Annotated in this window: 22 protein-coding genes and 1 pseudogene; 10 read left to right on the forward strand and 13 right to left on the reverse strand. The window is 59.9% G+C overall.

Annotated elements, in window-relative coordinates:
* The first annotated feature begins 265 nt into the window (after positions 1-265).
* Positions 266-3,373 carry a transglycosylase domain-containing protein gene (locus tag SGN16_RS23680; RefSeq protein WP_210640582.1) on the forward strand — a complete coding sequence of 1,036 codons (3,108 nt, stop codon included), beginning with the start codon at positions 266-268 and terminating at the stop codon, positions 3,371-3,373.
* Positions 3,374-3,394: 21 nt separating this feature from the next.
* Here SGN16_RS23680 and SGN16_RS23685 read toward each other — a convergent pair whose 3' ends face one another.
* From SGN16_RS23685 to SGN16_RS23725, 9 genes and pseudogenes are all read right to left on the reverse strand, one after another.
* A complete protein-coding gene (locus tag SGN16_RS23685; protein WP_210640584.1) occupies positions 3,395-3,895 on the reverse strand; it encodes a CS1 type fimbrial major subunit in 501 nt (166 codons plus the stop codon).
* 115 nt (positions 3,896-4,010) lie between these two features.
* Positions 4,011-4,508: a CS1 type fimbrial major subunit gene (locus tag SGN16_RS23690; RefSeq protein WP_210640586.1), complete on the reverse strand. Its 498-nt coding sequence runs from the start codon at positions 4,506-4,508 to the stop codon at positions 4,011-4,013.
* A 212-nt stretch (positions 4,509-4,720) separates the two neighbouring features.
* Positions 4,721-5,203 (reverse strand): CS1 type fimbrial major subunit, encoded by a 483-nt coding sequence (locus SGN16_RS23695; RefSeq protein WP_335945138.1) that lies wholly within the window; start codon positions 5,201-5,203, stop codon positions 4,721-4,723.
* A 44-nt stretch (positions 5,204-5,247) separates the two neighbouring features.
* Positions 5,248-5,991 carry a molecular chaperone gene (locus tag SGN16_RS23700; protein ID WP_167659351.1) on the reverse strand — a complete coding sequence of 248 codons (744 nt, stop codon included), beginning with the start codon at positions 5,989-5,991 and terminating at the stop codon, positions 5,248-5,250.
* Positions 5,992-6,051: 60 nt separating this feature from the next.
* Positions 6,052-7,242, reverse strand: a complete 1,191-nt coding sequence (locus tag SGN16_RS23705) for a hypothetical protein (protein WP_335945157.1) — start codon at positions 7,240-7,242, stop codon at positions 6,052-6,054.
* 96 nt (positions 7,243-7,338) lie between these two features.
* Positions 7,339-8,525 (reverse strand): annotated as a pseudogene (locus tag SGN16_RS23710) (hypothetical protein).
* 216 nt (positions 8,526-8,741) lie between these two features.
* Positions 8,742-9,983, reverse strand: a complete 1,242-nt coding sequence (locus SGN16_RS23715; protein WP_335945139.1) for a hypothetical protein — start codon at positions 9,981-9,983, stop codon at positions 8,742-8,744.
* 149 nt (positions 9,984-10,132) lie between these two features.
* Positions 10,133-12,667 carry a CS1-pili formation C-terminal domain-containing protein gene (locus tag SGN16_RS23720; RefSeq protein WP_335945140.1) on the reverse strand — a complete coding sequence of 845 codons (2,535 nt, stop codon included), beginning with the start codon at positions 12,665-12,667 and terminating at the stop codon, positions 10,133-10,135.
* 126 nt (positions 12,668-12,793) lie between these two features.
* Positions 12,794-13,279, reverse strand: a complete 486-nt coding sequence (locus tag SGN16_RS23725; RefSeq protein ID WP_210640593.1) for a CS1 type fimbrial major subunit — start codon at positions 13,277-13,279, stop codon at positions 12,794-12,796.
* 427 nt (positions 13,280-13,706) lie between these two features.
* On the opposite strand from SGN16_RS23725, the gene SGN16_RS23730 reads away from it, so the two are divergent.
* The 4 genes from SGN16_RS23730 to purT all read left to right on the forward strand — a co-directional run bounded on the left by SGN16_RS23730 (position 13,707) and on the right by purT (position 17,059).
* The gene (locus SGN16_RS23730) at positions 13,707-14,273 is read left to right on the forward strand and encodes a PadR family transcriptional regulator (protein WP_210640595.1); all 567 of its coding nucleotides are present in this window, start codon (positions 13,707-13,709) and stop codon (positions 14,271-14,273) included.
* Entirely contained in the window at positions 14,266-15,051 is a 786-nt protein-coding gene (locus tag SGN16_RS23735; RefSeq protein WP_335945141.1) for a siderophore-interacting protein, read from the forward strand. Before SGN16_RS23730 ends, SGN16_RS23735 begins: the two co-directional genes overlap by 8 nt.
* A gap of 256 nt (positions 15,052-15,307) precedes the next feature.
* The gene (locus SGN16_RS23740) at positions 15,308-15,775 is read left to right on the forward strand and encodes a VUT family protein (protein ID WP_210640598.1); all 468 of its coding nucleotides are present in this window, start codon (positions 15,308-15,310) and stop codon (positions 15,773-15,775) included.
* Between the two features lie 102 nt (positions 15,776-15,877).
* On the forward strand, positions 15,878-17,059 hold the full coding sequence (gene purT / locus SGN16_RS23745) for a formate-dependent phosphoribosylglycinamide formyltransferase (protein WP_210640600.1): 1,182 nt from the start codon (positions 15,878-15,880) through the stop codon (positions 17,057-17,059).
* Positions 17,060-17,180: 121 nt separating this feature from the next.
* Here the strand turns inward: purT and SGN16_RS23750 are convergent, their stop codons facing one another.
* Positions 17,181-19,595, reverse strand: coding sequence for a glucose/quinate/shikimate family membrane-bound PQQ-dependent dehydrogenase (locus tag SGN16_RS23750; RefSeq protein WP_210640602.1), 2,415 nt, complete (start codon positions 19,593-19,595; stop codon positions 17,181-17,183).
* A gap of 521 nt (positions 19,596-20,116) precedes the next feature.
* On the opposite strand from SGN16_RS23750, the gene SGN16_RS23755 reads away from it, so the two are divergent.
* Positions 20,117-20,347 (forward strand): VF530 family protein, encoded by a 231-nt coding sequence (locus tag SGN16_RS23755; RefSeq protein ID WP_135847012.1) that lies wholly within the window; start codon positions 20,117-20,119, stop codon positions 20,345-20,347.
* A gap of 9 nt (positions 20,348-20,356) precedes the next feature.
* Positions 20,357-21,001 (forward strand): Pr6Pr family membrane protein, encoded by a 645-nt coding sequence (locus tag SGN16_RS23760; protein ID WP_210640603.1) that lies wholly within the window; start codon positions 20,357-20,359, stop codon positions 20,999-21,001.
* Positions 21,002-21,063: 62 nt separating this feature from the next.
* On the opposite strand, the gene SGN16_RS23765 is transcribed toward SGN16_RS23760, so the two are convergent.
* The 3 genes from SGN16_RS23765 to SGN16_RS23775 are packed head-to-tail and all read right to left on the reverse strand — an operon-like array spanning position 21,064 to position 22,410.
* Positions 21,064-21,273: a DUF1289 domain-containing protein gene (locus tag SGN16_RS23765; protein WP_210640605.1), complete on the reverse strand. Its 210-nt coding sequence runs from the start codon at positions 21,271-21,273 to the stop codon at positions 21,064-21,066.
* Positions 21,270-21,794, reverse strand: a complete 525-nt coding sequence (locus tag SGN16_RS23770) for a gamma carbonic anhydrase family protein (RefSeq protein ID WP_210640607.1) — start codon at positions 21,792-21,794, stop codon at positions 21,270-21,272. The genes SGN16_RS23765 and SGN16_RS23770 overlap by 4 nt, the downstream gene beginning before the upstream one ends.
* Positions 21,795-21,810: 16 nt before the next feature.
* Positions 21,811-22,410, reverse strand: a complete 600-nt coding sequence (locus tag SGN16_RS23775; protein WP_135847016.1) for a CoA pyrophosphatase — start codon at positions 22,408-22,410, stop codon at positions 21,811-21,813.
* Positions 22,411-22,555: 145 nt separating this feature from the next.
* Between SGN16_RS23775 and SGN16_RS23780 the strand changes: the two genes are divergently transcribed.
* The 3 genes from SGN16_RS23780 (at position 22,556) to SGN16_RS23790 (ending at position 25,211) form a co-directional block, all read left to right on the forward strand.
* Positions 22,556-23,107, forward strand: a complete 552-nt coding sequence (locus SGN16_RS23780; RefSeq protein ID WP_210640609.1) for an NUDIX hydrolase — start codon at positions 22,556-22,558, stop codon at positions 23,105-23,107.
* A gap of 41 nt (positions 23,108-23,148) precedes the next feature.
* A complete protein-coding gene (locus SGN16_RS23785; protein ID WP_135847018.1) occupies positions 23,149-23,655 on the forward strand; it encodes a L,D-transpeptidase family protein in 507 nt (168 codons plus the stop codon).
* 482 nt (positions 23,656-24,137) lie between these two features.
* Positions 24,138-25,211: a hypothetical protein gene (locus SGN16_RS23790; RefSeq protein WP_335945142.1), complete on the forward strand. Its 1,074-nt coding sequence runs from the start codon at positions 24,138-24,140 to the stop codon at positions 25,209-25,211.
* The last annotated feature ends 4 nt before the right edge of the window (positions 25,212-25,215 follow it).

Genomic DNA, 25,215 nt, shown 5'->3' on the forward strand with positions numbered 1-25,215 from the left:
GGGAACCAGGTCATTCAGAAAACGCCGCCAAGTATTGCACAGTGATGGTGCAGCGTCATGTTTCAGCATGGACCGATGGCTCTAGTGCAAGGCTTTCAGAGATCACTCCCCTGCCGCTCGCTCCCACAGCTTTGATCGTTTCCATGCTCTGCGTTCAAACAAATATCCGTGTATGGGCTTGTCCATAATTTCCCCTCCCCCCACGCCAACCACCGTCTAAGCTTCAAGCAAGTCCGATCAATCTGCGTGAATGGATCAGTCGACTATGGGCGCTTTGTGGCAAACCGATTCGAATACACCTGTGGTCCCGACTGAACGTATGGAAGAAGCGCCTTTACCCCCAAAAAAACGCCGCGCACGACATGGCTGGCGGGCGTTTTGGTTGTTGCTGTTGATTATCGTCGTGGTGGTCGGCCTGGCTGTGGCCAAGGAAATGCGCACGTCGCGATTTCAGGCCCGGGAGATCAGCAAGTACGCCGCGTCCTTGAGTTATTCGGTGCAGCCGGGGGCCAGCGATGCCATCGTCTATCCGGGTACGGGACCGTTCGACCGGCGGTTGGGCTACAGCTCGCTGGGGGAGTTCCTGCCGCGCCTGCTCAAGCGCGATTACGTGATCCAGGCCCAGGCGCGTTTTTCGCCGGCCTTGATGGATTACGTCGGAAGAGGCCTGTTCGTGCCCTATGCGGAGAAAATCCAGGCCGGGCTGACCATCACTGACTGCCGCGCCGCGCCGGTGTACCAGTTCAAGTACCCGCAGCAGCTGTATGCGAGTTTCGAAACGATCCCGCCGGTGGTGGTGCAAAGCCTGTTGTTTATCGAAAACCGCTTTCTGCTCGACCCCAAGCAACCGTTGGCCAACCCGGCGGTGGACTGGCCGCGTTTCGGCATGGCGGCGTGGTCGCAAGTGGCCAAGTTGTTGAGTTTGCCCGGTCAGTCCGCCGGCGGCAGCACACTGGCGACGCAGCTGGAAAAATACCGCCACTCCCCCGAAGGCCTCACCGTGTCGGGAGCGGAGAAAATCCGCCAGATGATTTCCGCCAGCGTGCGCGCCTATCAGGCCGGCCCGCAAACCCTCGAAGCGCGGCAGCGGGTCGTGCGTGACTACCTCAACAGCGTGCCGCTCTCCGCCGTGCCCGGGCATGGTGAGGTCCATGGCATGGCTGAGGGCCTGCGGGTCTGGTACGGCGCCGATTTCAACCGCGCCAATGAACGCTTGTTCAGCACCGCGACGGATCCCCAGAGCCTGGCGGAAAAAGGCCTGGCCCTGCGGGAAATGCTGTCGCTGATGATCGCCCAGCGCCGGCCCTCCCATTACCTGTCCAAGGGCCGCGAAGAACTGGCGCGCCTGACCGACAGCCACGTCCGGCTATTGGCGCAGAACGGCGTGATCGACGCCGCGCTGGCCGAGGCGGCCCTGGCGAGCAAGGTCAGTTATCGCGACTGGGTCCAGGACCCGACGGTGCAGCCCAACGAAACCAACAAAGGCATCAGCGCCGCCCGCAGTCGCCTCGCCACGCTGCTCAACCGCCCTTTATACGACCTCGATCGCCTGGACCTCTCGGCCACCAGCACCTTGCAAAGCGACTTGCAGGCCCAGGCCACCGAGTACCTCAAGCGCTTGGCCGACCCGGCGTTCGCCGCCGAGATCGGCCTGATGGGCGAACGTCTGTTGACCCCCACCAGCACCACCCAGGTGCGCTACAGCTTCACCCTGCTGGAGCTGACCCCGGATGGTTCGCGGGTTCGGGTGCAAACCGATAGCACCGACCAACCTTTCGATATCAACGAAGGCAGCAAACTGGAACTGGGCTCCACCGCCAAATTGCGGGTACTCACCACTTACCTGCAGATCATCGCCGAACTGCATGAACGCTATGCCCAGGAGACCCCGGCGGCGTTGAAAAAAATCGAGATCGCCGAGCCAGACCACCTCTCGCGCTGGGCTGTCGACTACCTGATTCAGAACAGCGACCGCAGCCTGCCGAAAATGCTTGAGGCCGCGCTGGATCGTACTTATTCCGCCAGCCCCGGCGAGGCGTTTTTCACCGGTGGCGGGCTGCACACCTTCCATAACTTCCGCAACGAGGACAACGGCCGGATTCCCACCCTGCGCGACGCCCTGCGCGAATCGATCAACCTGCCGTTCATCCGCCTGATGCGCGACCTGGTGCGCTACGCCACTTACGCCGGGCCCAGCAACAGCTCCGAACTGCTCAAGGACGACCAGGACCCCCGCCGCCAGGAATACCTGGCCCAGTTCGCTGACCGCGAAGGCACGTCGTTTCTGCTCAAGTTCTGGAAGAAGTACCAGAAGAAAGACACCGGCCAACGCCTTGAAACCTTTCTCGACGGCATGCGCCCCACCGCGATCCGCCTGGCCGCCGTGCACCGCTACTTCTTTCCCGGCGACAGCCAGGAAAGCTTCAACCTCTTCGTGCGCTCGCACCTCAAGTCGGTCAAGAGCACCGAAAAGATCACCGACGAACGCCTGGAACGGCTCTACCAAAGCTACGGCCCCGGTGCCTATGACCTGCCGGACCAGGGTTTTATCGCCAAGGTCCACCCGCTGGACCTGTGGTTGATGGGCTACCTGCTGAACAACCCCGACGCCAAGTTCAGCCAGATCGTCAAGGCCAGTGAGTTCGAGCGTCAGGAAGTCTACAGCTGGCTGTTCAAGAGCCGGCACAAGAGCGCTCGCGACAGTCGCATCCGCACCATGCTGGAAATCGAAGCCTTCCTGGACATCCACCAGCGCTGGCAAAAAGTCGGCTACCCGTTCGACCATCTGGTGCCGTCGCTGGCCACCGCCATCGGCAGCTCCGGCGACCGCCCTGCTGCACTGGCGGAACTGGTCGGCACCATCCTCAACGACGGCATCCGCCAACCCGCCCTGCGCGTTGACAGCCTGGACTTTGCCGTCGATACGCCCTACGAGACACGGCTGGTGAGCAACCCGGATAACGGCAAGCGAGTGATGCCGGTGGAAGTGGCCCAGGCCCTGCGCGGCGCGCTGTCCCAGGTGGTGGATGCCGGCACCGCGAAACGCGTTGCCGGCAGTTTCAAACTGGCCGACGGGACGCCGCTGGCCATGGGTGGCAAGACCGGCACCGGCGACAACCGTATCGAAGCCGTCGGTTCCGGTGGGCGGGTGATCAGCTCAAAATCGATCAACCGCACCGCCACCTTCGTGTTCTACATCGGCGACAGCCACTTCGGCACCCTCACCGCCTTTGTCCCGGGGGCTTCGGCGCAGAACTTCAAGTTCACCTCAGCCCTGCCGGTGCAAGTGCTCAAGGGCATGGCGCCGTTTCTATCGCCTTATCTGCAACCGGGGAGTCATACCCAGTGCAAGCCGTTGGTGGCACGGCAATGAGTCACGGTGTGGCGCAGTGAGTTACAGGGTTACCCGAGGGACCGCATCGAAGATCACGGTGAAATTCCCGGTGTACAAACCATTATGTCCGTCGGGATTAATCGGGTACCACGACAAGATGTGCAACTCTGCCGTCATACCTGGCGTGGACGTTGCGTCATCCACCACTTCCTGCGGCAAACTGGTCAGGAAAACGTTGTTGAACACGACTTGAAGGGGAATCGCAGTATGATGGGCAGAGTTGTACAGCGATCGTCGCCCTTCAACGTAGGCATGGACCGAACCGTCGGTGTTCTTCACATCAAAGATCTGACGCACCGAGGATAATGTGTTATTCACAGGGTTGTAGTGCATAACCTCGTTCTTACCGAACTCCGGATCCCGCGGCTGCACATGAAATTGTTTGTTCGGAATGTTCGCGGTGATATGGATGGCGGCGCGTGCATCATCAGCGGCCAATACTAATGAAGGACTCAGGGCTGCAACAGCCCAGGCCGTAACGAACACTATTTTTTTAAACATATTTGTTCTTCTAAGTAATAGACAAAAAATACCCGTGGCACTACGAGCTACAGGGCTCGATCATTCCCACGCAGAGAGAGGGAACGATCTATGAATCATGGCGTGGCAATGCGAGTTAAAGCGCTGACGACCGAGGAACTGCGTCGTAGATCACGGTGAATTGGCCGGTGTACAAGCCCGGGTAGCGATCGACCGACATTGCATTCGGACGGATGAGCATCTCGGCCTGGGTACCTGGCGTGGATGAAGCATCGTCCACAACTTCTTGAGGCGTGCCATCCAGATATACGCCGTTGAACGTAACACTCAGGGGAATGCGATCCAGGCCATTGTCCAAATAGACCCTGCCCTCTTGGATGTAGGCATGGACCGAGCCGTCGGTATTCTTCACATCAAAGGTCTGGCGTACGGAACTCAGGGAGTTATTCACCGGGTCGTAATGCATCACCTCATCCCTGCCAAAGTCCGGGTTGCGTGGCTGCACATGGAATTGCTTGTTCGGAATGTTCGCGGTGATATGGATGGCTGCGCGAGCATCATCAGCCGCCAATGCCCATGTAGGACTCAGGACTGCAACGCCCAAGGCCACAGCGGATATCATTTTTTTTAACATTTTTGACACCTCTTTTTAGTAATAAAACGAAAGACAGATTCCGTGGCGAGGGGATTTAGCGAAACGTCGCACCGCAGCAGCCCCAAAAACCCAGGCAGCGCGGTGCAACAGATAAACCTCATCGCCTGTGTTACGACTGCTTCGAAGCCGAGCGGGGATAAATCCCCTCGCCACAGGAGACTCGTTGCCCTGACGCCTTCGGGGAACCTGGCTCACGGCGCAACCGCATCGAACACCATGTGCACCGTGCCGTAGTAATCACCGGTCTTATAGCCGTCATCGGGCTTGATCGCGGCGATTTCCAGCGGCACCTGGCGGCCGGGTCTGGCGTCGAGGGCCGACACCACCTGGGTCGAGTCCAGGGTCAGTTCGACGTTGTTGAACTTCACCTTCAAATCGATACGCTCACGGCCATTGGATAAATAGGCCTCTTGCCCCAAGCGCGCACCGATGGCGCCGTTGGTGTTCTTCACCTCGTAGGTGGCCCGTAGCGGGCTGAGCTCGCTGGTGATGGTGCTGAAAGGCAAGCGTTGCTCACGCTGGACCAGCTGCGGATCGAGGGGCAGCACATAAAAATCGTTCGTCGGGATGGTCACGTGGAGTTCGAACGTTTCCCGCTCGACCGCGCCCCAGGCCGGGACCCAGGGCAACATCAGGGCGGTCAACGCAAGGGGGCATAGCAGTGTCTTGGACATATTGATTACCTGTGGCGTCTGCGACGGTTGGGCGACGGCAACCGTCAACCCTTGATCTCGACGGCTTTGCTCTTGCCGCCCTCGATCAGCGTGAAGCGATATTCACGCCCCGCCTCCTTGTCGAAGGAAAACGTGCGACCGGCCATGACATGGTGCTTGGTGGTCGGCCGGCAGTCGTTTTCTTGCTTCGCTACGCAATCCTTGAACTCATCGATCACCACGACGCTATTACCGTTGTTGCGCATCAGGTAACGATTGGCGCTGTCATCGATCACCGTCTCGAAACGGGTGTCCTTGGGCCGCACGAAAAACACCGTGCCGTAGCCCGCCAGGACCTTGACCCCGGCCGCCACGCGTTCCTTCTTGTACGCTTCGCGCTCCTCGGCACTGACGGCAAATTCATCCTCGGCTTCGGGCACCACCGGCACGAAACGCACCCGGAAGTAACGCTCCTTGTCGCGGTTGCCCATGAACAGCAACCGGGTGCCCTGCATACCGTTGGCCGGCACGATCAGCCGGGCCGGGCTGGCCATCAGGCCATCCTTGGCCGTGGCGCTGGCCTGGTCCTGCAGGGGCACTTCCTGATAGCTGCCATCCTCGTTGTAGATAATCTCGAGGATGTTGACCTTGACGAATGCCGTGGAGGTTCCCCCGTTGAACACCCGCTTCATGTAGGTACTTTTGTCACCATCGAGGTAGTCGTAGACCACCCCGACACCAATCTGCGGCCCGGCCTGGGCCACGCCGCAAAACAGATACAACCCAACCCATGCCAATAAATGTTTCATCACTTTTTCAACCTCATGCATTAAACACAACTCACCAAATATGGCTGCCGGCTGGCCCACTTAAACTTCCGAATCCCAGATCACCGTGACATTGCCGCTGTAGGATTTGCCGCCACTGCCCAGCATTTCCTCGACGCCACTGCGAGCCACCTCAAAGTGCAGGGTGCCCGCCTGACGATTGATGTAAAAACCCGGCTGAAACAACTCGGTACCACTGCCGTCACGCAGTAGCGGGCGACGGTTGACCGGTTGCCCGGCGGCATCGGTCAAGCCATCGGGCAAGCTGACGCTGATATCCACCGGTACGGCATGGCCGGAGCCAGCTTGCGACACAGCGCAGGTATTGCCGTTGGGGTACTGGCACTCAAGCTGCATCTTGAAACGCGAGGACGTGGAAAGATGGAAGCGCTGGTCCCGAAGCAACCGCGTCGGCTTGCGCCCGCTGTTCAACCACGCTTGCCAGCCCTCCTGAGGCACCAGTTCCACCCGGTTCCCGCCCGGAGGCACTTCCACCTTGAGGGCATGATCGACCAGAAGGTTGAAATTGAGCGTGAGCGCCGAATCATCCGGAACCATGACATCGCCCAGGTCTACATCCTGGCCCGGCCCGATGCTGTAGGTCAGCATCCCTGTGTAACGGCCGGCCGACATCTTCAGCGGGTTGGGGGTGCGCAGCTCGTAGGCAAAATCCATGTTGTAGTAACTCATCCTGGGGATCGGGTAATGGGCTGTTTTGGCACACACTCCTTCCGAAGGCGTCTTCCAGAAAAAGTCGTAGGTCACATCGGAGTAAAAGCCCAGGCCACTGTATCGACAGGGCGAGGGAGCCTCGTCCCAGGCAGCCCCGCCCCATAACATTCGATGAGCGACAGCGGCGTTAGGCTCGCCACCGACCAGGTTGCCCACGCCGTCAGGGAGTCGTTGTTGCGCACCGACACCCGACCAGCGCACTTCAACGATTTCGGTTTCGCCCGTTTCGGAGTGGGTGACCTGGATCGGGCGCCAATTGGCCGGCACCTTGAACATCGCACCTTGTCGGGGATCGCCATGATTGGCCTGGATAGGCTGGGTCGAATTGACGGCTATGGGCAACATGATGCTGAACATCCCCGAGGCCCTGCATTGCTCCGGATATCGCTGGCAATAACCAGTGGCCGGCGTGGTATTGAGAAATATATTCTCCCGGGGGTTCGAGGGGTTCGGCCTGAATACCGCGCTGATATCCCGAGTCAGGGCCTGGGCCACGGGCATGCAGGCAAACAACGTTGTTGAAACCACACAGATGCCAACTGTCGGTGTTCCTTTCATGGGTACAACCTCGTATTCAAATCCGTTGAATAGATCGTTTTAGACTTCCGAATCCCAGATCACCGTGACATTGCCGCTGTACGCCTTGGCGCCACTGTCGAGCATGTCTTCGACGTGGTTGCGAGCAACTTCAAAGTGCAGGGTTCCGGATCGGCGATCGACATAAAAACCCGGCTGGAACAGTTCGGTACCACTGCCGTCGCGCAGTAACCGGCGACGGTTGACCGGTTGCCCGGCGGCGTCGGTCAAGCCATCGGGCAGGCTGACGCCGACATCCACCGGCACGGCATGACCGGTGGCGGTTTCGGAAATCGCGCAGGTATTGCCGCTGACGTATTGGCATTCGAGCGCCATCTTGAAACGCGAGGACGCCGAGATATGGAAGCGTTGGTCACGGAACAGCCGAGTCGGTTTGCGCCCGCTGTTGAGCCAGGATTGCCAGCCTTCCTGGGGCTCCAGGTCGACCCGATTGCCGCCAGGGGGGACTTCGACTTTGAGGGTGTGTTGGACTTCGAGATTGAAATTGAGGGTGATCGTCGAATCGTTCGGGAGCATGACATCGCCCATGTCGAAGTCTTGTCCTGGCCCGACGGTATAACTCAACGACCCTGTGTAGTGACCGACGGACATCTTCAAGGGGTTGGGTGTGCGCAATTCGTAGGCAAAGTCCAGATAGTTGTACCTAAGTTCCGGTATCAGGAATTTGGCTTGTTTATTACAAGCGCCTGCTTGTGGCGTCGTCCAAAAAAATGTGTACCAATACGTACTGTAGTACCCAACATTAGTTGAACGGCATGGAGCAGGGGCATACACCCAACTGCCACCCCAGAGCCTGAAATGCGCCGTGACAAGGTCCACGCCCCCCCCACTAGATCAATGGGACTTTCGCTGAGGCGATATTGCGAACCTACACCAGATATTCGTATTTCAACCTCTTCACTTTCACCAGTGCTTGAGTTGATTACCGTTGCAGGACGCCAATTGGTGGGCATCCTGAACATGGCGCCCTGCCGATTTTCCGTATGATTAGCCTCGATAGGCCTGGACGAACTAAACGTAATGGGCATTCGAATACTGAACATATTCGCACTGGCGCATGGCGCCGGATACTGGGCGCAATAACCACTCACTGGAGTGGTATTGGTGAACTTGTTCTCCGAAGGCTTGGCAGGATCGGGCCGAAAAATCGCACTGATATCCTGCGTCAGTGCATTGGCCGTCGGCATGCCCGCAAACAACAAGGCAAATACCGTGGCTACTCGATATAGAGAAACACCTCGCTTGAGGATGTTTGAACGACTCATGTTCACTCCAATAAAACTGCGACAGGTAAGCCACCCAACTGTGGGAGCGAGCCCGCTCGCGATGACGGCGGCACATTCAAAATCGATACAAGCTGACCCACCGCTATCGCGAGCAGGCTCGCTCCCACAGGGGATGGCCTATACCTCGGAATCCCAGATCACCGTGACATTGCCGCTATAAGCCTTGACGCCACTGTCGAGCATCTCTTCGACCTGGCTGCGCCCTACTTCGAAGTGCAGGGTCCCTGATCGACGATCGACATAAAAACTTGGCTGGAACAGTTCGGTGCCGCTGCCATCACGCAGTAGCCGACGCTGGTTGACCGGTTGCCCAGCGGCGTCGGTCAAGCCCTCGGGCAGGCTGACGCTGACATCCACCGGCACGGCGTGGCCGGTGGCGGTTTCGGCGATCGCGCAGGTATTGCCACTGACGTATTGGCATTCGAGCGCCATCTTGAAACGCGAAGAAGCGGAGATATGGAAGCGTTGGTCACGGAACAGCCGGGTCGGTTTGCGACCGCTGTTGAGCCAGGACTGCCAACCTTCCTGGGGGACAAGTTCCACGCGGTTACCGCCGGGAGGAACATCCACCTTGAGTGTATGCTCGACGTCGAGCTTGAAATTGAATGTAATAACCGAATCACTGGGAAGCATGACATCGCCCATGTCGAAGTCCTGTCTCGGACCAACCCTATAGGTCAGCGCGCCTGTGTACTGGCCGGACGACATGTTCAAAGGATTGGGGGTACGCAGCTCATAGGTGTAATCCAAGTGGCGGTACATCATGCTGGGAATATGGTAGCGAGCCCTTTTGGCGCATATACCTTCAACCGGGGTTTTCCAGAAAAAACCGTACTTAACGGAGGTCATGGGTGAGTTTCCCCCGAATTGACATGGCGATGGAGGAGTGACCCATGTTGAGCCCCACAACATGCCATGGGCTTGTCTGTCGCTGACCCCTCCGCCTACCAACTCGACCGCGGAGCGAGGAAGCTCATACATCGAACCTATGGCGGTCACGCGCATTTGGACAACTTCGGTCTCGCCGGTACTTGCATGGGTTACTTCTGTGGTGCGCCAGTCGGTGGGCACCTTGAACATCGCACCTTGCCGGACGTCTCCATGGTTCGCCTCGATCGGGCCGGCTGAACTGAAGGTGATGGGCAATCGAATACTGAACATCGTCTGCCCGCACTGCCCCGGGTAGGTTGAACAGTAGCCACTGACCGGCGTGGTATTCAGGAATTTATTTTCCTGGGGTTTCGAGGGATCCGGTCTGAAGACCGCAGTGATATCCCGAGTCAAGGCATTGGCCACCGGTACGCAGGCAAACAACAACACCGAGGCCATACTGCGCACCGCAACCGAAAAGGGTTTCATTTATACAACCTCATACATCAAGACAAATCACGGCAAATAGGCGGTGAGAGACTCACCTGTTGGAGCAAGGCTTGCCCGCGATGCAGGCGCCCCGGTCTTCAACTGAATCGCTTTATCGTTCATCGCGAGCAAGCTTTGCTCCCACAGCTTCATGAGCGCTGTTTCGCACTGTCGGCGCCGGCCACCGTCGTATCGGCCAGGGTGTCCGGGGTGCAGCGCAAGTCGCCGATCATCAACACATCGCCTTCGCGCTCGGCGTTGTCCGGGTCAAGGCGGAACCGGCAAAACAATTCGCTGCCGTAGCGCACTTCCAGGGTGGGCGAGCTGGCATTCATTTCCATGGAGAAGAATCCGTCCGCCTCGCTGACTCCGCGACTGGCGTGGTTGATCACGTGATGGCCCCGCAGCGGCTCGCCCTGTTCGTCCACCAGGCGCCCGAGCACGGTCACGGTTTTCATCACCTGGATCTTGCGGTAGTCCACACCACCTTTATTCAGGTGATAACGGGTACGTGAGGGCTCGATATTCGCCGCCGGCGGATGCACGCCGTCGAAGTCGAAAGTCACCATGCTGTTCTTGTAAGCGGTGATGGGGATGAAGTTGCGGCCCGGGCGCAATGCCGTGCTGCCACCGGTCAAGTCGTCGGCACGCAGGGCGACATCGTCCAGGTCGGTTTCCACGTCGACGATCATCCCCGCGCCGCGCCCTTGGGGCACGCCGGTGAAGGCAGTTTTCTGACCGCCCACGGCCACGGTGCTGCTCAGGTTCAAGCCGCCGGTAAGGTTGTCGTTATAGGACGAGCGCTGGACGAAACCGTCGCCGTACAGCGAATCGGTCATGAAACTGGCGATGCCGGACAAGCCCACGCCATAGGTGTCGGCCAGCGCCGTGGCAGAGACACTTTGCAATACGTGGTCCTGCAGGTCCCGGCGATAGGTCACCGAGGCATTGTGGTCCCGATCCCCGTCCCGTGATGTGCGAGTGCCGATGCTGCCCGACCAGTACTCGCCCGGCCCGCCCAACGCAACACTGATGCTCAGGTCGACACCGCGATTGCGCCGCTCGGCGGTACTCGACGTACCGGGGCGGTCAAACACCGACACCCGCCAGTTGGCATCGCTGCCACGCAACTTGCCGCGCTGGGTCCAGCCCAGATCCAGGCCGGTGCCCTGGACGTTGCCTTCGCTGTAGGCCAACCGTCCATTGATGGAGGTCTTGTTGCTCAAGCGATGGTTGACCGACAGCGAGGAGTTGCTGGTCTGGCCGACGAACACGTTGCGTTGGCGGATGCGGGTGCCGTCCGCCAGGGTTTCATAGGTGTTGCGGGTGTCCAGCCAGCTGCGGTTGTGGCTCGCCACGATGCTGCCCTGGCCGTAGCTGTACAGGCCTTGCACGTCCATGCCGGTGCCGTACTGCTGGGTCTGATAGACGTTGGCATACAGGCTGGCGTTGCTGCCTAGCGTCCAGTCCACCGAGGTGCCCACTTGCAGTTTGTCCTGCACCTGGCGCGTGGAGGCGCCGAGGATCACCCGGGGATGCAGCAGGTAATTGAGGCCCACGCCTGCCGTGGTGAAACCCGAGGGCTGGTCTTCCCAGTTGCTCCAGAGCCTGGTTTCGCGCCCGGCGAACAGGTTGTAGCGCCAGCGATCCTCGGAATTACTCCAATTATTGGGCTTGTAGACCAGCTCCTGGCTGGTGGCGGTTGTTTGCCCGTCCTCGACCAGGCGCACTTCCACTTCATAGATACCGCCGGGCAAGGGCCGGGTGTCCAGGCTCTGCAAGCCGGCGCTGACCGCCTGGGTATTGATCAACAGACCGTTGCGATAGATCTCCACCGAAGCCTGACGGCTGGCGGTGACATAAATGGGGTAGACGCTGGGCTTGGGGTTTTCGACCACCAGGCTGTCGGAGCTGCCGTACATCACGCCGAGTGCGGTGTCCGGGTTGGCACCGAACGAACGGATCTGACGGTTCAAGCCATCGGAACTGGGAGTGAAATAACCCAGGCGGAAAAAACTCCCTTCCATCTCCCGTTGAGTGTAAAGCTCATGGACGGCGTGGTACAGCTTGTCGTCCGGGCCGCCAAGGCGCGAAAGCTGAAGGTCCAGTGACTGGCTCCAGTTGCCCAGGCTGGAACTGGCGTTGAGGCCATAACGCCCGCCCGTGTCCTGCTCCTGGCCGCCATTGATATTCAGTTGGTTGTTGAAGATCAGGCCGAGGCTGCCGCCTTCCGGCTGATCGTGGTAACGCTTGATTTCGTTGGCTCGTTCCACGTCCCTGGTCAGGATCGACACCAATGAGTTTTCCAGGCTGTAGTGCACAGCCAACAGCCCGGCCGGGCATTTGCCTTCACAGGCGCCCAGCTTTTGTCCTTGCTTGAGATGCTGTTCCCATTGCTCGCGCTCGACAGCTTTTATCGGGCTGTCCTGGGTGTCGTTGAATTCGAGCAGGGTAATACGATCATCCCGGGTCAAGACCACCATGGCTTCACCGAGATACTGTTGATTGAGTTCGACACGAACCGCCAGAGGCACATCGAAAAAGTGCGATTCAAACTCGGCCGGCAGCCCCTTGGCCTGGGCTAGCAGACTTCTGGGAGTGGTACCGGGGGCAGTCGGCGCAGCCAATGCACTCGCGCACAAAAATAGCGCGAGGGCACCCGCGATGGGTGTCATCGGAAACATCAACGGATTCTCATAATCAGCGAACGATCAGGGCGTTTCAGGTGCGGGCCGCCCGGCAGGGGAGCGCCGGACGGCCTGCGGCAATGCCCGTGGAATGAGGTGAAACTCACCGGGCATCGAACAGCATCACGGACGAGGCACGGCGTCGAAGATCACGGTCATGTCGGCGGTGTACAGGCCGTTCTGGGTATCCAGAGGCTTGGCGGCGACGATGGTCATGTCAGCCTGGGTACCTGGAGTGGACGTTGCGTCATCCACCACTTCTTGAGAGGTGGCGGTCAGGGTGACACCGTTGAACTTGGTGGTCAGGGCGATGGCATCACTGCCGTTGTACAGCGATGCCGGGCCACCTTCGATGTAGGCATGGACCGAACCGTTGGTGTTCTTCACGTCGAAGGTCTGGCGCAGCGAAGTCAAGGTGCCGCTGACAGTGTTGTAGCTCATGACCTCGTCTTTACCGAAGTTCGGGTCACGTGGCTGCACGTGGAACTGCAGGGTCGGGATGTTCGCGGTGATGTGGATGGAGGAACGTGCATCATCGAGCGCGAAGACCAACGAGGAACTCAAGGCAGCGGCGGTCAGGGAAGCAGCGGTTACGAATTGTTTGAGCATGTTGTTAACACCTGTTCTTGGCATAAAGAGAGGGTTGAAGTTGCAGCCCAACAACCGCTTGGCCTGCCCCTTCAACGCCGGGGCATGATCGGCTCTCTTTAATAAAAAATAAGCAGGCACTTTCCCACAAGCATGTAGTACATCCGGCATATAAAACAGAGAAAAAGACACTAAGTTTGATAAAAAAGAAGTTTGGATGTCAGAAACAACCCACATAACCAGGCCACACGGGACTTAATCATTACAAATCTATGCAACCCCTATTCCTGGCGACCCCGGACATAGAGCATTCGTGTAAGGTTTTTTTGCAAACCTGAAGTAAGCCCCGGTAAATAAAAATACATCTTAGTTCCAGAATATATCGAAGATACATCTTTGGATAAAGATATATCTCACTTCTATCTTATGCAGAATGGAGAACAGGCATATGACAGTTACTTATTCCCTTCCCAAACACGATGGCTTCGAAGGTCGCCCGGCAGTCCGTGAGCGTGGCAGCCGTGGACCGAGGATCTTCGCCTCCGGTGACCTGAAATTGCTGTCGCTGGCGCTGATTGCCGAACAGCCTTGCCATGGTTATGACCTGATCCGCCGGATCGAGCAGATGTTCGACGGCGCCTACAGCCCCAGCCCCGGCGTGATCTATCCGGCCCTGACCTTCCTGGAAATGAGCTCAATGGTCACCTGCGGGGTCGACGACGGAAAAAAATGCTACAGCGTGACCGACGCCGGACGTCTATCCCTTGAAGACCAGGCCGAGGCGCTGGAGGAGGTGCGGATGCGCATTGAAACCAGCAAGCGCACGTTGCGCGGGCAGGATCGCCCCCCGGAAATCCACGAAGCGGTGTATAACTTGCGACATGCGCTGCAAAAGCACCACGGCCGCTGGAGCCCGGAAGAAACCCAGCGGGTGCGCGACCTGCTCAACGACACCGCCAAAGCCATCATCGACGGCCCCGACCGTCCACCTGTTTCGGAGTCAAGCAATGACTGAAGTCGATCCAAACACCATTCACCGCGTCAACCACGAGATCAAACGCCGCCGCCTGGAAGTCTTGCGCGTGCAAGACCTGACCCCACGCATGCGCCGCATCACCGTCGGCGGGCCGGAACTGGCCGGGTTCGTCAGCCTGGGCACGGATGATCACGTGAAGCTGTTTTTCCCGCAGAACGCCGAGGAACGCGCCGCCCTGGACACCATCGACCCAAGCGCCGGCAAGGCCCAGGGCCCGATGCCGGAAATGCGCGACTACACTCCGCGCCGTTATGACCTGGACACCCTGGAGCTGGACATCGATTTCGTGCTCCACGGCGACGGCCCTGCCGCGACCTGGGCGACCCAGGCGACGCCCGGGCAATACCTCAACATCGGCGGGCCACGAGGTTCGATGATCGTGCCGGACATCTTCGACAGCTACCTGCTGATCGGCGACGAAACCGCCCTCCCCGCCATTGCCCGCCGCCTCGAAGGCCTGGCGCCCAACCGCCGGGCGCTGGTGGTGGTGGAAGTGGAAAACGGTGCCGAGCAGCAGATTCTCCAGAGCCCGGCACACGTGCAGGTGATCTGGGTGCTGCGCGAAGGTCGTCAGGACAACCTGCTGACCACCGTTCAACAACTGGAAATGCCCAGTGGCAAGCTGTACGCCTGGGTCGCCACCGAGAGCAAGGTATCGCGGCAGATTCGCAAGGTGTTGCTCGAGGAGAAGGGGTTGGATCAGGAGTTCTTGAAGGCGGTGGGGTATTGGAAGGCCGATGACAGTGAGGAAGATTGAGGGACTGGCGGTGGCTGAAGAACCCTTCATCCACTGAGCGCCCCCCCTGTGGCGAGGGAATTTATCCCCGCTGGGCTGCGAAGCAGCCCCCCCAACAGTTACCTCACTCTATCTGATCTACCGAGTTGTCTGGTTTTAGGGCTGCTTCGCAGCCCAGCAGGGATAAATTCCCTCGCCAGAGTTGAATCTCCTCACCACAGGGCAATCGCTGTCCTTTAATGTCTTGATCAAACATCTCACCAGGTACCCCACCCCCATGCTTTTCCTGCTCGCCTACATCGCCAGCGTCGTGCTGATCAACTTCGCGTTCTCCGCCGCGCCACACCTGGACATCATCTGGTCGGCCTGGGGTGGCCTGGTGTTTATCCTGCGGGACATGGTGCAGACCCGCTTCGGCCATGGCGCCATCGTGGCGATGTTGGCGGCGCTGGTGTTGTCCTACCTCACCTCGGATCCGACCATCGCCCTGGCCAGCGCCACGGCGTTCGCAGTGTCCGAGTGCATCGACTGGCTGGTGTTCACCATCACCAAGCGTCCGCTGCACGATCGGCTGTGGATAAGTTCAGCCCTGAGCATTCCCCTGGACACCTTTATCTTCTTCGGTCTGATCGACGCCCTGACGCCGCCCGTGGTGGTCACTGCCCTGGCCTCGAAGTTCGCCGGGGTCACGGTGGTCTGGCTGATCATGGCCTGGCGTTTACGCAAGCAAACCGTCGCCGGCTGAAGCCAAACCCCGTGGTTCATGTAAAATGCCGCGCTTTCTCCCTATGGGAAGCACGCCCGGCGCGCAACCCGCGATGATCCGCTCCTGTTTGAGGACCTTCAGATGACCCGTATCGGAACTCCATTGTCGCCCACCGCGACCCGCGTTTTGTTGTGTGGCAGCGGTGAGCTGGGCAAGGAAGTGGTAATCGAGCTGCAGCGCCTGGGCGTTGAAGTGATTGCCGTGGATCGCTATGCCAACGCGCCGGCCATGCAAGTGGCCCACCGCAGCCATGTGATCAATATGCTCGACGGTGCCGCCCTGCGTGCGGTGATCGAGGCCGAGAAGCCGCATTTCATCGTGCCGGAAATCGAAGCCATCGCCACCGCTACCCTGGTGGAACTGGAAGCCGAAGGCTTCACCGTGATCCCTACCGCCCGTGCCGCGCAGTTGACCATGAACCGCGAAGGCATTCGGCGCCTGGCCGCCGAAGAGCTGGGCTTGCCGACTTCGCCGTACTTCTTCGCCGACACCGTCGAAGACTACCGCAAAGCCGTCGAAACCCTGGGTTTCCCCTGCGTGGTCAAGCCTGTGATGAGTTCGTCGGGCAAAGGCCAGAGCCTGCTGCGCAGTGCCGATGACGTGCAGAAAGCCTGGGACTACGCCCAGGAAGGCGGCCGTGCCGGCAAGGGCCGGGTGATCATCGAAGGCTTCATCGATTTCGACTATGAGATCACCCTGCTCACCGTGCGCCATGTCGGCGGCACCACCTTCTGCGCGCCGGTCGGCCACCGTCAGGAAAAAGGCGACTATCAGGAGTCCTGGCAGCCACAGGCGATGAGCCCGGCGGCCCTGGCCGAATCCGAGCGCGTGGCCAAGGCGGTGACCGAGGCCCTGGGTGGTCGCGGCCTGTTTGGCGTCGAGCTGTTCATCAAGGGTGATCAGGTGTGGTTCAGCGAAGTTTCGCCGCGCCCCCACGACACCGGGCTGGTGACGTTGATTTCCCAGGACCTGTCGCAGTTCGCCCTGCACGCCCGCGCCATCCTCGGCCTGCCGATCCCGCTGATCCGCCAGTTCGGCCCATCGGCCTCGGCGGTGATCCTGGTGGAAGGCCAGTCGACCCAGACCGCCTTCGCCAACCTCGGCGCCGCCCTGAGCGAACCGGACACCGCCCTGCGCCTGTTCGGCAAACCGGAAGTCAACGGCCAGCGCCGCCTGGGCGTGGCCCTGGCCCGTGACGAATCCATCGACGCCGCCCGCGCCAAGGCGACCCGGGCGTCCCAGGCCGTCAAGATCGAGTTGTAAAACCTGGGGCGAATAAGTCCCCTCGCCACAAAGCCGGGTGCAACCTCAACCTGAGTGAAATTGGCGCAAAAAAAGGCGACACCCTCAAAGGTGTCGCCTTTTTCATGAGCGCCGGTTTTGCTTAATCCGGCAGCTTGTACGCAATCACATAATCACCCTGCTTGGTGCCCAGGGAACCATGACCACCGGCGACGACCAGCACGTATTGCTTGCCGTCCTTGCCGGTGTAGGTCATCGGCGTGGTCTGAGCGCCGGCAGGCAGGCGGCCTTCCCACAGTTGCTTGCCGTTTTTCACGTCATAGGCACGCAGGTACTGGTCGAGGGTGCCGCTGAGGAACGCCAGGCCGCTGGCGGTGGTGAAGGTGCCGCCCAGGCTCGGTACGCCCATGCTCAGCGGGATTGGTACCGGCGAGCTGTCACGCACGGTGCCGTTCTTGTGCTTCCACAGGATTTTGTTGTTGGTCAGGTCGACTGCGGCGACATAACCCCAGGCCGGAGCCTGGCAAGGCAGGCCCATGGGCGAGAGTAACGCTTCGAGGATCACGCCATACGGTGCGCCCTTGTTCGGCTGCACGCCTTCGGTTTCGCTCTTGCGCCCCGGCCCACCGGCCACTTCTGCCGCCGGTACGAGCCTGGACTTGAACGCCATGTAGCTCGGGTTGACGAAGGCGATCTGGCGCAGCGGGTCGACCGAAATGCCGCCCCAGTCGAACACGCCGAAGTTGCCCGGGTAAACGATCGAACCCTGCAACGACGGTGGGGTGAACATGCCCTCATAGCGCAGCGACTTGAAGTCGATCCGGCACAGCATCTGGTCGAACGGGGTCACGCCCCACATGTCCCGCTCCTTGAGGACCGGCGGCACCAGGTTCAGGTCAGACATCGGTTGGGTCGGCGAGGTGTGATCGCCTTCCACCGCGCCTTGTGGCACCGGGATTTCCTTGATCGGGATGATCGGCTGGCCGTTACTACGGTCAAGCACGTAGATGCTGCCTTGCTTGGTGGAAGCCAACACAGCCGGCTTCACACCGTCGGCAGTCTTCATGTCCATCAGGGTCGGTTGACCGCCGACGTCCATGTCCCACAGATCGTGGTGAGTGAACTGGAAGTACCAGCGCACCTTGCCGGTAGCGATGTCCAGGGCGGTCAGGCCGGCGGAGTATTTCTCCGATTCCGGCGTGCGATTACCACCGAACTGGTCGGGGGTCTGGTTGCCCATCGGCAGGTAGAGCATGCCGAGTTTTTCATCGACGCTGAACATGGACCACATGTTCGGCGAGTTGCGGGTGTAGGTCTGGCCTTCGGCAATCGGCGTGGTGTCGTCCGGTTTGCCGCTGTCCCAGTTCCACACCAGCTTGCCGGTGTGCACGTCGTAGGCGCGGATCACACCGCTTGGCTCATCGGTGGAAACGTTATCGGTGACGTGACCGCCGATCACTACCAGGTTTTGGGTGACTGCCGGTGGCGACGTCGAGTAGTAACCACCCGCCGTGAAACCACCGATATTGGCGGTCAGGTCGACCTGGCCTTTGTCGCCGAAGTCTTCGCACATCTTGCCGGTGTCGGCGTTGAGGGCGATCAGGCGGGTGTCGGCGGTTGGCAGGAAAATCCGCCGTGGGCACACACTGCTGGCCGGTGTGGCGCTGGCGGTGCCGGTAGGGCTCTGTTCGGCCGAGGCGTAGACGGCGTCATCGTGATAGGTCACGCCACGGCAGGTCATGTGGGCCCAACCTTTGAAGTTTTCCGCTTTTTGCGTGGAAAGCTTCGGATCGAAACGCCAGATTTCCTTGCCGGTTTCCGGCTCCAGGGCAATCACCTGGCTGTGGGGCGTGCACACGTAGAGCATGCCGTTGACCTTCAGCGGGGTGTTTTCCGCAGTGGTCTCACCCGGGTCGTTCGGCCCTGGCAGGTCGCCGGTGCGATAGGTCCAGGCCGGCACCAGTTTGCTGACGTTCTCGGGGGTGATCTGCGCCAGCGGCGAATAACGGTCGCCATGGGCGCTGCGGCCGTAGGAATTCCAGTCGCCATCGGGCATCGTCGGCGCGGTGTTGGCCATGCCCGGCACGCTGTCGCGGTCCAGTTGGCCCTTGATCTCGCCCGGGTTGGTGAACTGGCTGGCCAGTGCGGCAATACCGGCGATGACCACGGCGGCGCCCAATGCGCGGGTTCCCATGGCCGGGGCATCGGCGGTCAACAACGGGCGGCGGAACCATGGCAGCAGCATGACGATGCCCAAGGCAAACAGCAGCGCCAGGCGCGGCACCAGTTGCCACCAGTCCAGGCCCACTTCCCACAACGCCCACACGGTGCTGGCGAACAGCACCAGCGCGTACAGGCCCAGGGCTGCGCGACGGGCCATGATCAGCAGCACACCGGTCAGCGCCAGGCCGATACCGGCCAGCAGGTAATACCACGAGCCGCCAAGCGTGCTCAGCTTGACTCCCCCGGCCAACAGGGCCAGGCCCATCAATAGAAGCAGAATGCCGAGCAGGCTCGGTAGCAGACGGCTTCGACTCAAAGCACCCTCAGTGCTCATAGTGTGATTCTCCGTGACGTTTTAAGGAGTCCCGCGCAAGTAGTCACTGTAGATGACGATCTTGCGGGGGCATGGTTCAGTTGCAATAGGCAATTCGTTGCCACGATCCCTTGTGGGAGCGAACTTGCTCGCGATGGCTGTGTATCAGTTGGCTTCAATGCTGGATGTGCAATCGCTATCGCGAGCAAGCTCGCTCCCACAGAAAACCAGTTCGTCATACACTCGAAGACAGCGCTGTCTTTCAGAATCCGAACATCGGGCTTTCGTTGATATTTGACTGGGAATGAGCCGAGCGCAGAAGCTTCACCACAACAGCAGAAGCGTTTCAGCAGGCCGCGCAAGGATAATGGCCTGTTATCAATAGAGAAAGCGCTTTTGCTGACATGGATCATTTCGGTTTTGGTAACAGTGTGCCAGGCACGATCCTGGCCTTGAGACGAGCCTATGAAGGCTATGCTTCCACCACGAGGGCACCTCGGCTAAGGTGCGCGGTTTTATCCCTATTCGCGCAAAGGCCTGCCATGAACGAACCGAACAACAACCCGCTGCACGGCGTGACGCTGGAGCAGATCCTCAACGCCCTGGTGCAACACTACGAATGGTCGGGCCTGGCCGAGCGCATCGATATCCGTTGCTTCAAGAGCGACCCGAGCATCAAGTCGAGCCTGACCTTCCTGCGCAAGACGCCGTGGGCGCGGGAAAAAGTCGAGCGCCTGTACATCAAGTTGATGCGCACCAAGCGGCCAGTCTGAGCGGTGGGCATGGATCTGCGTCTTCCTCCCGCACGGCTCGTGGCGGTGGCGGCGCTGCTCGGCTGGACGGGTTTGAGCGTCCAGCTGTACCTGATTCTGTTGGGCCGATGGGAACTGGGGGCGAGCCTGCTGGGCGGGCTGGTGAACTTCTTCAGCTTCTTCACGGTATTGACCAACATCTTGGTAGCGGTGGTGTTGACCTGGGAACTGACCCCTCGCGAATCTGCGGCGCGGCGCTGGTTCCTGCAGCCTGGCGTGCGCAGCGGCATCGCCGTGAGCATCGCCCTGGTCAGTCTGGCCTATAACCTGCTGTTGCGGCACCTGTGGCAACCCGAGGGCTGGCAGTTCGTGGCCGACGAGTTGCTGCACGATGTGATGCCGCTGCTGTACCTCGCCTATTGGTGGCTGTACGTGCCCAAAGGCACCTTGCGCCTGGGCCACATCGGGCTATGGGTGATCTACCCCTTGGTGTATTTCGCCTATCTGCTGCTACGCGGGGACTTATTGGCGGCCTACCCCTACCCTTTCATCGACGTAGCGACCCTGGGTTATCCACAGGTGTTCATCAATGCCGGGGGGATATTGGTGGGGTTTATCGGGATTGCGTTGGCGGTGATGGGGGTTGATCGGTGGTTGGGCCGACGCCTCAGTTAAGCCAAATCGCTGATCCACTGTGGGAGCTCGCTCCCACAGGAGGTTGTGTTCACAAATGGACATCAGCGTCTGGCCGGCAACATCCACACCAACCCACTGCTCTTGGCCCGCTCATGACACAACGCCAAGACGCTGCGCCGCTCCTCGTTGTCCATCCGGCTCCAACGGGTGATTTCCGCCACGGTGCGCTGGCAGCCGGTACAGATGTCGTCATCGTCCAGCGCGCAGATGTTCACGCAGGGCGAAGGCACCGGGCGTTCGGGGGCATTCATTGTTCTTGCTCAGCGAGGTCGCGGGCATAGCGCTGCGCGTTGTGGACGTAGTGGGCCGCGCTGGCCTCGAGCATTTTTTTCTGGGCCTCGGTCAATTCCCGCACCACCTTGCCAGGCGAGCCCATCACCAGGGAACCGTCGGGGATCTCCTTGTTTTCGCCGATCAGCGCGTTGGCGCCGATGATGCAGTTCTTGCCGATCTTCGCCCCGTTGAGAATCACCGCGTTGATGCCAATGAGGCTGTAGTCGCCCACCGTGCAGCCGTGGAGCATGGCGTTGTGGCCGATGGTCACGCCAGTGCCGATGGTCAGCGGATAGCCCATGTCGGTGTGCATCACCGTGCCGTCCTGCACGTTGCTGTGCTTGCCGATCAGGATCAGTTCATTGTCGCCACGCAGTACGGCGTTGAACCAGACACTGGCGCCCTCTTCGAGGCGGACCTTGCCCACCAGCGTGGCGTTGGGCGCGACCCAGCTTTGTGGGTGGGTTTCGACACGGGCATCGCCCAGGCGGTATTTCATGGGAATCCTCGGGGCTTCAGGTATTGATGAAACTCTTGGGCGGTGTGTGCAGATCGATGCCAGCGTCGTACAACAGGTTCACCAGCTCGACCACCATGATCGCCGTCAGGCCCCAGATCTTGTATTCGCCAAAGCGATAGCTGGGCACGTACCAGCTGCAACCCTGGTAATCGATGCGGTGCGTGTGCTCACGGGGATCCTTGCGGAAAAACTCCAGCGGCACGCTGAACACCGCGGCGATCTCGGCATCGTTGGCCTGGTACTCGACGTAATCGGGAATCACCCCGACATAAGGCGTGACCTTGATGCCGTGCAGTGAGATCAGCGGGCTGAGGGGACCGATCACTTCCACCAGGCCGGGGGGCAGGCCGATTTCTTCCTCGGCTTCGCGCAGGGCGGTGAAAATCAGGTCCGGATCTTCCGGGTCGCGGCGCCCGCCGGGGAACGCCACTTCGCCGCCATGGGTCGAGAGACCGCTGGCGCGCAGGGTCAGGACCAGTTCCGGTTCGTCACTGCGGGTAATCGGCACCAGCACCGCCGCTTCAGGGAAACGTCGGTCGGTCTCCAGGGTTCGCGGGGTATGGTTGCTTACTCGATGCAGTAGCTCGTCCAGCATGAGACTTCTCGATTTATTCGCTACCTTGCATCATGCACCAATCGAGCAAGGCGCCCAACCCCCGCACCGCGTCGTGTCGCGAAACGACAACTTGCCGACCCCGCCCTCGCACGCCAAGATAGGCGCAGCATTCAGGAATCCAAGCATGAAATTCTGCAGCCAGTGCGGTAACCCGGTGACCCAGCGCATACCCGAAGGCGACTCGCGCCTGCGCTTTGTCTGCGACACCTGCCACACCATCCATTACCAGAACCCCAACATCGTCGCCGGTTGCGTGCCGACCTGGGGCAGCAAAGTCTTGTTGTGCCGACGTGCCATCGAGCCACGGCGCGGTTACTGGACCCTGCCGGCGGGCTTCATGGAGAACGGCGAAACGGTCGAACAGGCTGCCGTGCGCGAAACCGCCGAAGAAGCCTGCGCCCGCGTGCGAAATTTGAGCATTTATACGCTGATCGACGTACCGCACATCAGCCAAGTGCATGTATTCTTCCGCGCCGAGCTGGTAGACGAGGATTTCGCCGCCGGGCCCGAGAGCCTGGAAGTGAAACTGTTCGAAGAAGCGGAGATTCCCTGGGATGAACTGGCGTTCCGCACGGTGGGCCGCACCTTGGAATATTTCTACGCGGACCGACGAGCCGAGGATTACCCGGTGCGATCCGAATCGATCCCGCCGCTGGCTCAGCCTGCCAATACATAAAAAATCAATATAGCCGCGACACCTCTAGGGATATCGTTTCAATGCGCTGGTTGCTTGTCCTGTTCTGCTTGTCGTTCACCGCTGTGTCCCAGGCCTCTGCGTTGGGAACCTACAACGGCAAAACCATCGAAAAAGTGCTGGTGCTCAAGTCCGCCCATCAATTGCAATTGATCAACGACGGCAAGCCGCTCAAGACCTATCGCATCTCCCTGGGCAAGGGCGCCAAGAAAGGCCCCAAGCTGATCGAAGGCGACAAGCGCACTCCCGAGGGTTTCTACTGGATCGACTGGCGCAAGACCAGCGACCGTTTCTACCTGTCGATGCACATCTCCTACCCCAACATCAGCGACTCCGCCCGCGCCCGCCGTGAAGGCGTGGAACCGGGGGGCATGATCATGATCCACGGCACCCCGGATTCGGAAGAAAACCCCGAGCAGCTGTTCCACACGCTGGATTGGACCGATGGCTGCATTGCCATGCGCAATGTGGACATGCGCGAGGTTTGGAACCTGGTGCCGGATGGGACGATGATCGAGATCCGCCCGTAGCCTCACGCTTCTGTGGCGAGGGGGATTGATCGTTCCCACGCTCTGCGTGGGAATGCATCCCGTGACGCTCTGCGTCACCTTCCAGAAGCGGAACGCGGAGCGTCCCTGGCGACATTCCCACGCAGGAGCGTGGGAACGATCGATGTGTTTTTTCAGCCTTAAAAATCACATGATTGTGATTTGTTCCATGAGAGCTTGCTCCCGCTGGGCTGCGCAGCAGCCCCAAAGCAGTCATGCCTGACATACCGAGTTGTCAGGACTTGGGGCTATGTCCCTCCCACTTCTTGTTACAAGTCCCCGAAAGCGCAACGCAACCGTCCCCCCCACCTTGATCTACCCTCAGAACTGATGCGGTGGGTCGAGGCTCTGCCCAGTAGGTCGCCCCCGCAGAATTCAAAGTGAGACGTGTCACGTCGAAGCATAGGTAGTCATGACGTATGTGATTCGACAGGGCTTCACCGTTCCAGATGAGACATCAAATCATGACAACTCATAACGGTTTTACCCGGGCGACAGCTGTCGTCGCGGTAGCGTGCGCGTGTGTGTGGCAGTCGGGCTCCAACGCGTGGGGGGCCGATGAAAAACAGGAGCAGTGGTATACCGCCTGGCTTCAGGTCACGGCGGATCCAAGCGTGGATATCCACAAAACCACGCCCTCGTTGCGCTGGCGTACCGACATGGACACGCTCTACCGGGGGGATACGACGGGTCAGGGCCTCAGTGCCTTCACGAAGGGGCTGTTGCCCAAAGCCGTGGACTTCCCCGAGATCGAATGGAGGTACGACTGGTACAGCCACGGAGGCGGGATCGCTAAGTCTGTGTTTAGCAGCACAACGCGCAAAAAGAGCGTCGCCGAGCACTACGCCAGCGAGTGGTTGTACGAGTTCAAAGCCCCCCATGGAATCGACCAGGTGCAATCGGGGGGGCACTTTCCCGGCGAGGAGGAAATCAGCTTCCCGGGCGGGGTCAAGGGGCACTTCATCAAGCAGGCCTGCAAGCCAATCGATTTTGTCGATTGCGTGCAGAACCCAAACTACCGTGAACCCACCGGCCGCGAGACGATGCAGGACGTCGCCGCGATGTCCATCGACTGGCGCCGGCTGACGCCTCCAGTGGGACTGGCATGGGTAACGACCAAACAATCCCTCTGGGCAGTCGGCTCTACGACGGTCAACCCCGTGCAGGGCGCGGATGCGCTTACCCATGGGTTACGGGGCTGGAATTCTTTGCCACCGAACTTGAGATACGCGTTGGATCAGGAGAGCCACCTGGCTCATTCGATCGTTATGGCATTTCGAGACTATAGCGAAGCCAAGTTCTGGGCAACCGAGAGAGCCTCAAACGGCGGTTGGGTCTATGAAGTCAGGTCCAACGTCGTAGCGGTGGATTTGTCGGTACCTAATGCTGGTCCGCGTGAAGGCGGCTTCGCGTTCATCGGCGGTATCAAGGGAGGCCTGCTGTTGAACGCCCGTCGTTTCGCGAAAGGCGTGAGTGAACCGGTCGAGTGCATCGGCATAGAAAAGGAAGCTTGCAGGCTCGAGAACATCCATCAATAGAGTA

Origin of the sequence: Pseudomonas sp. G166, from assembly GCF_037027455.2 — a bacterium.
Classification (GTDB): Bacteria; Pseudomonadota; Gammaproteobacteria; order Pseudomonadales; family Pseudomonadaceae; genus Aquipseudomonas.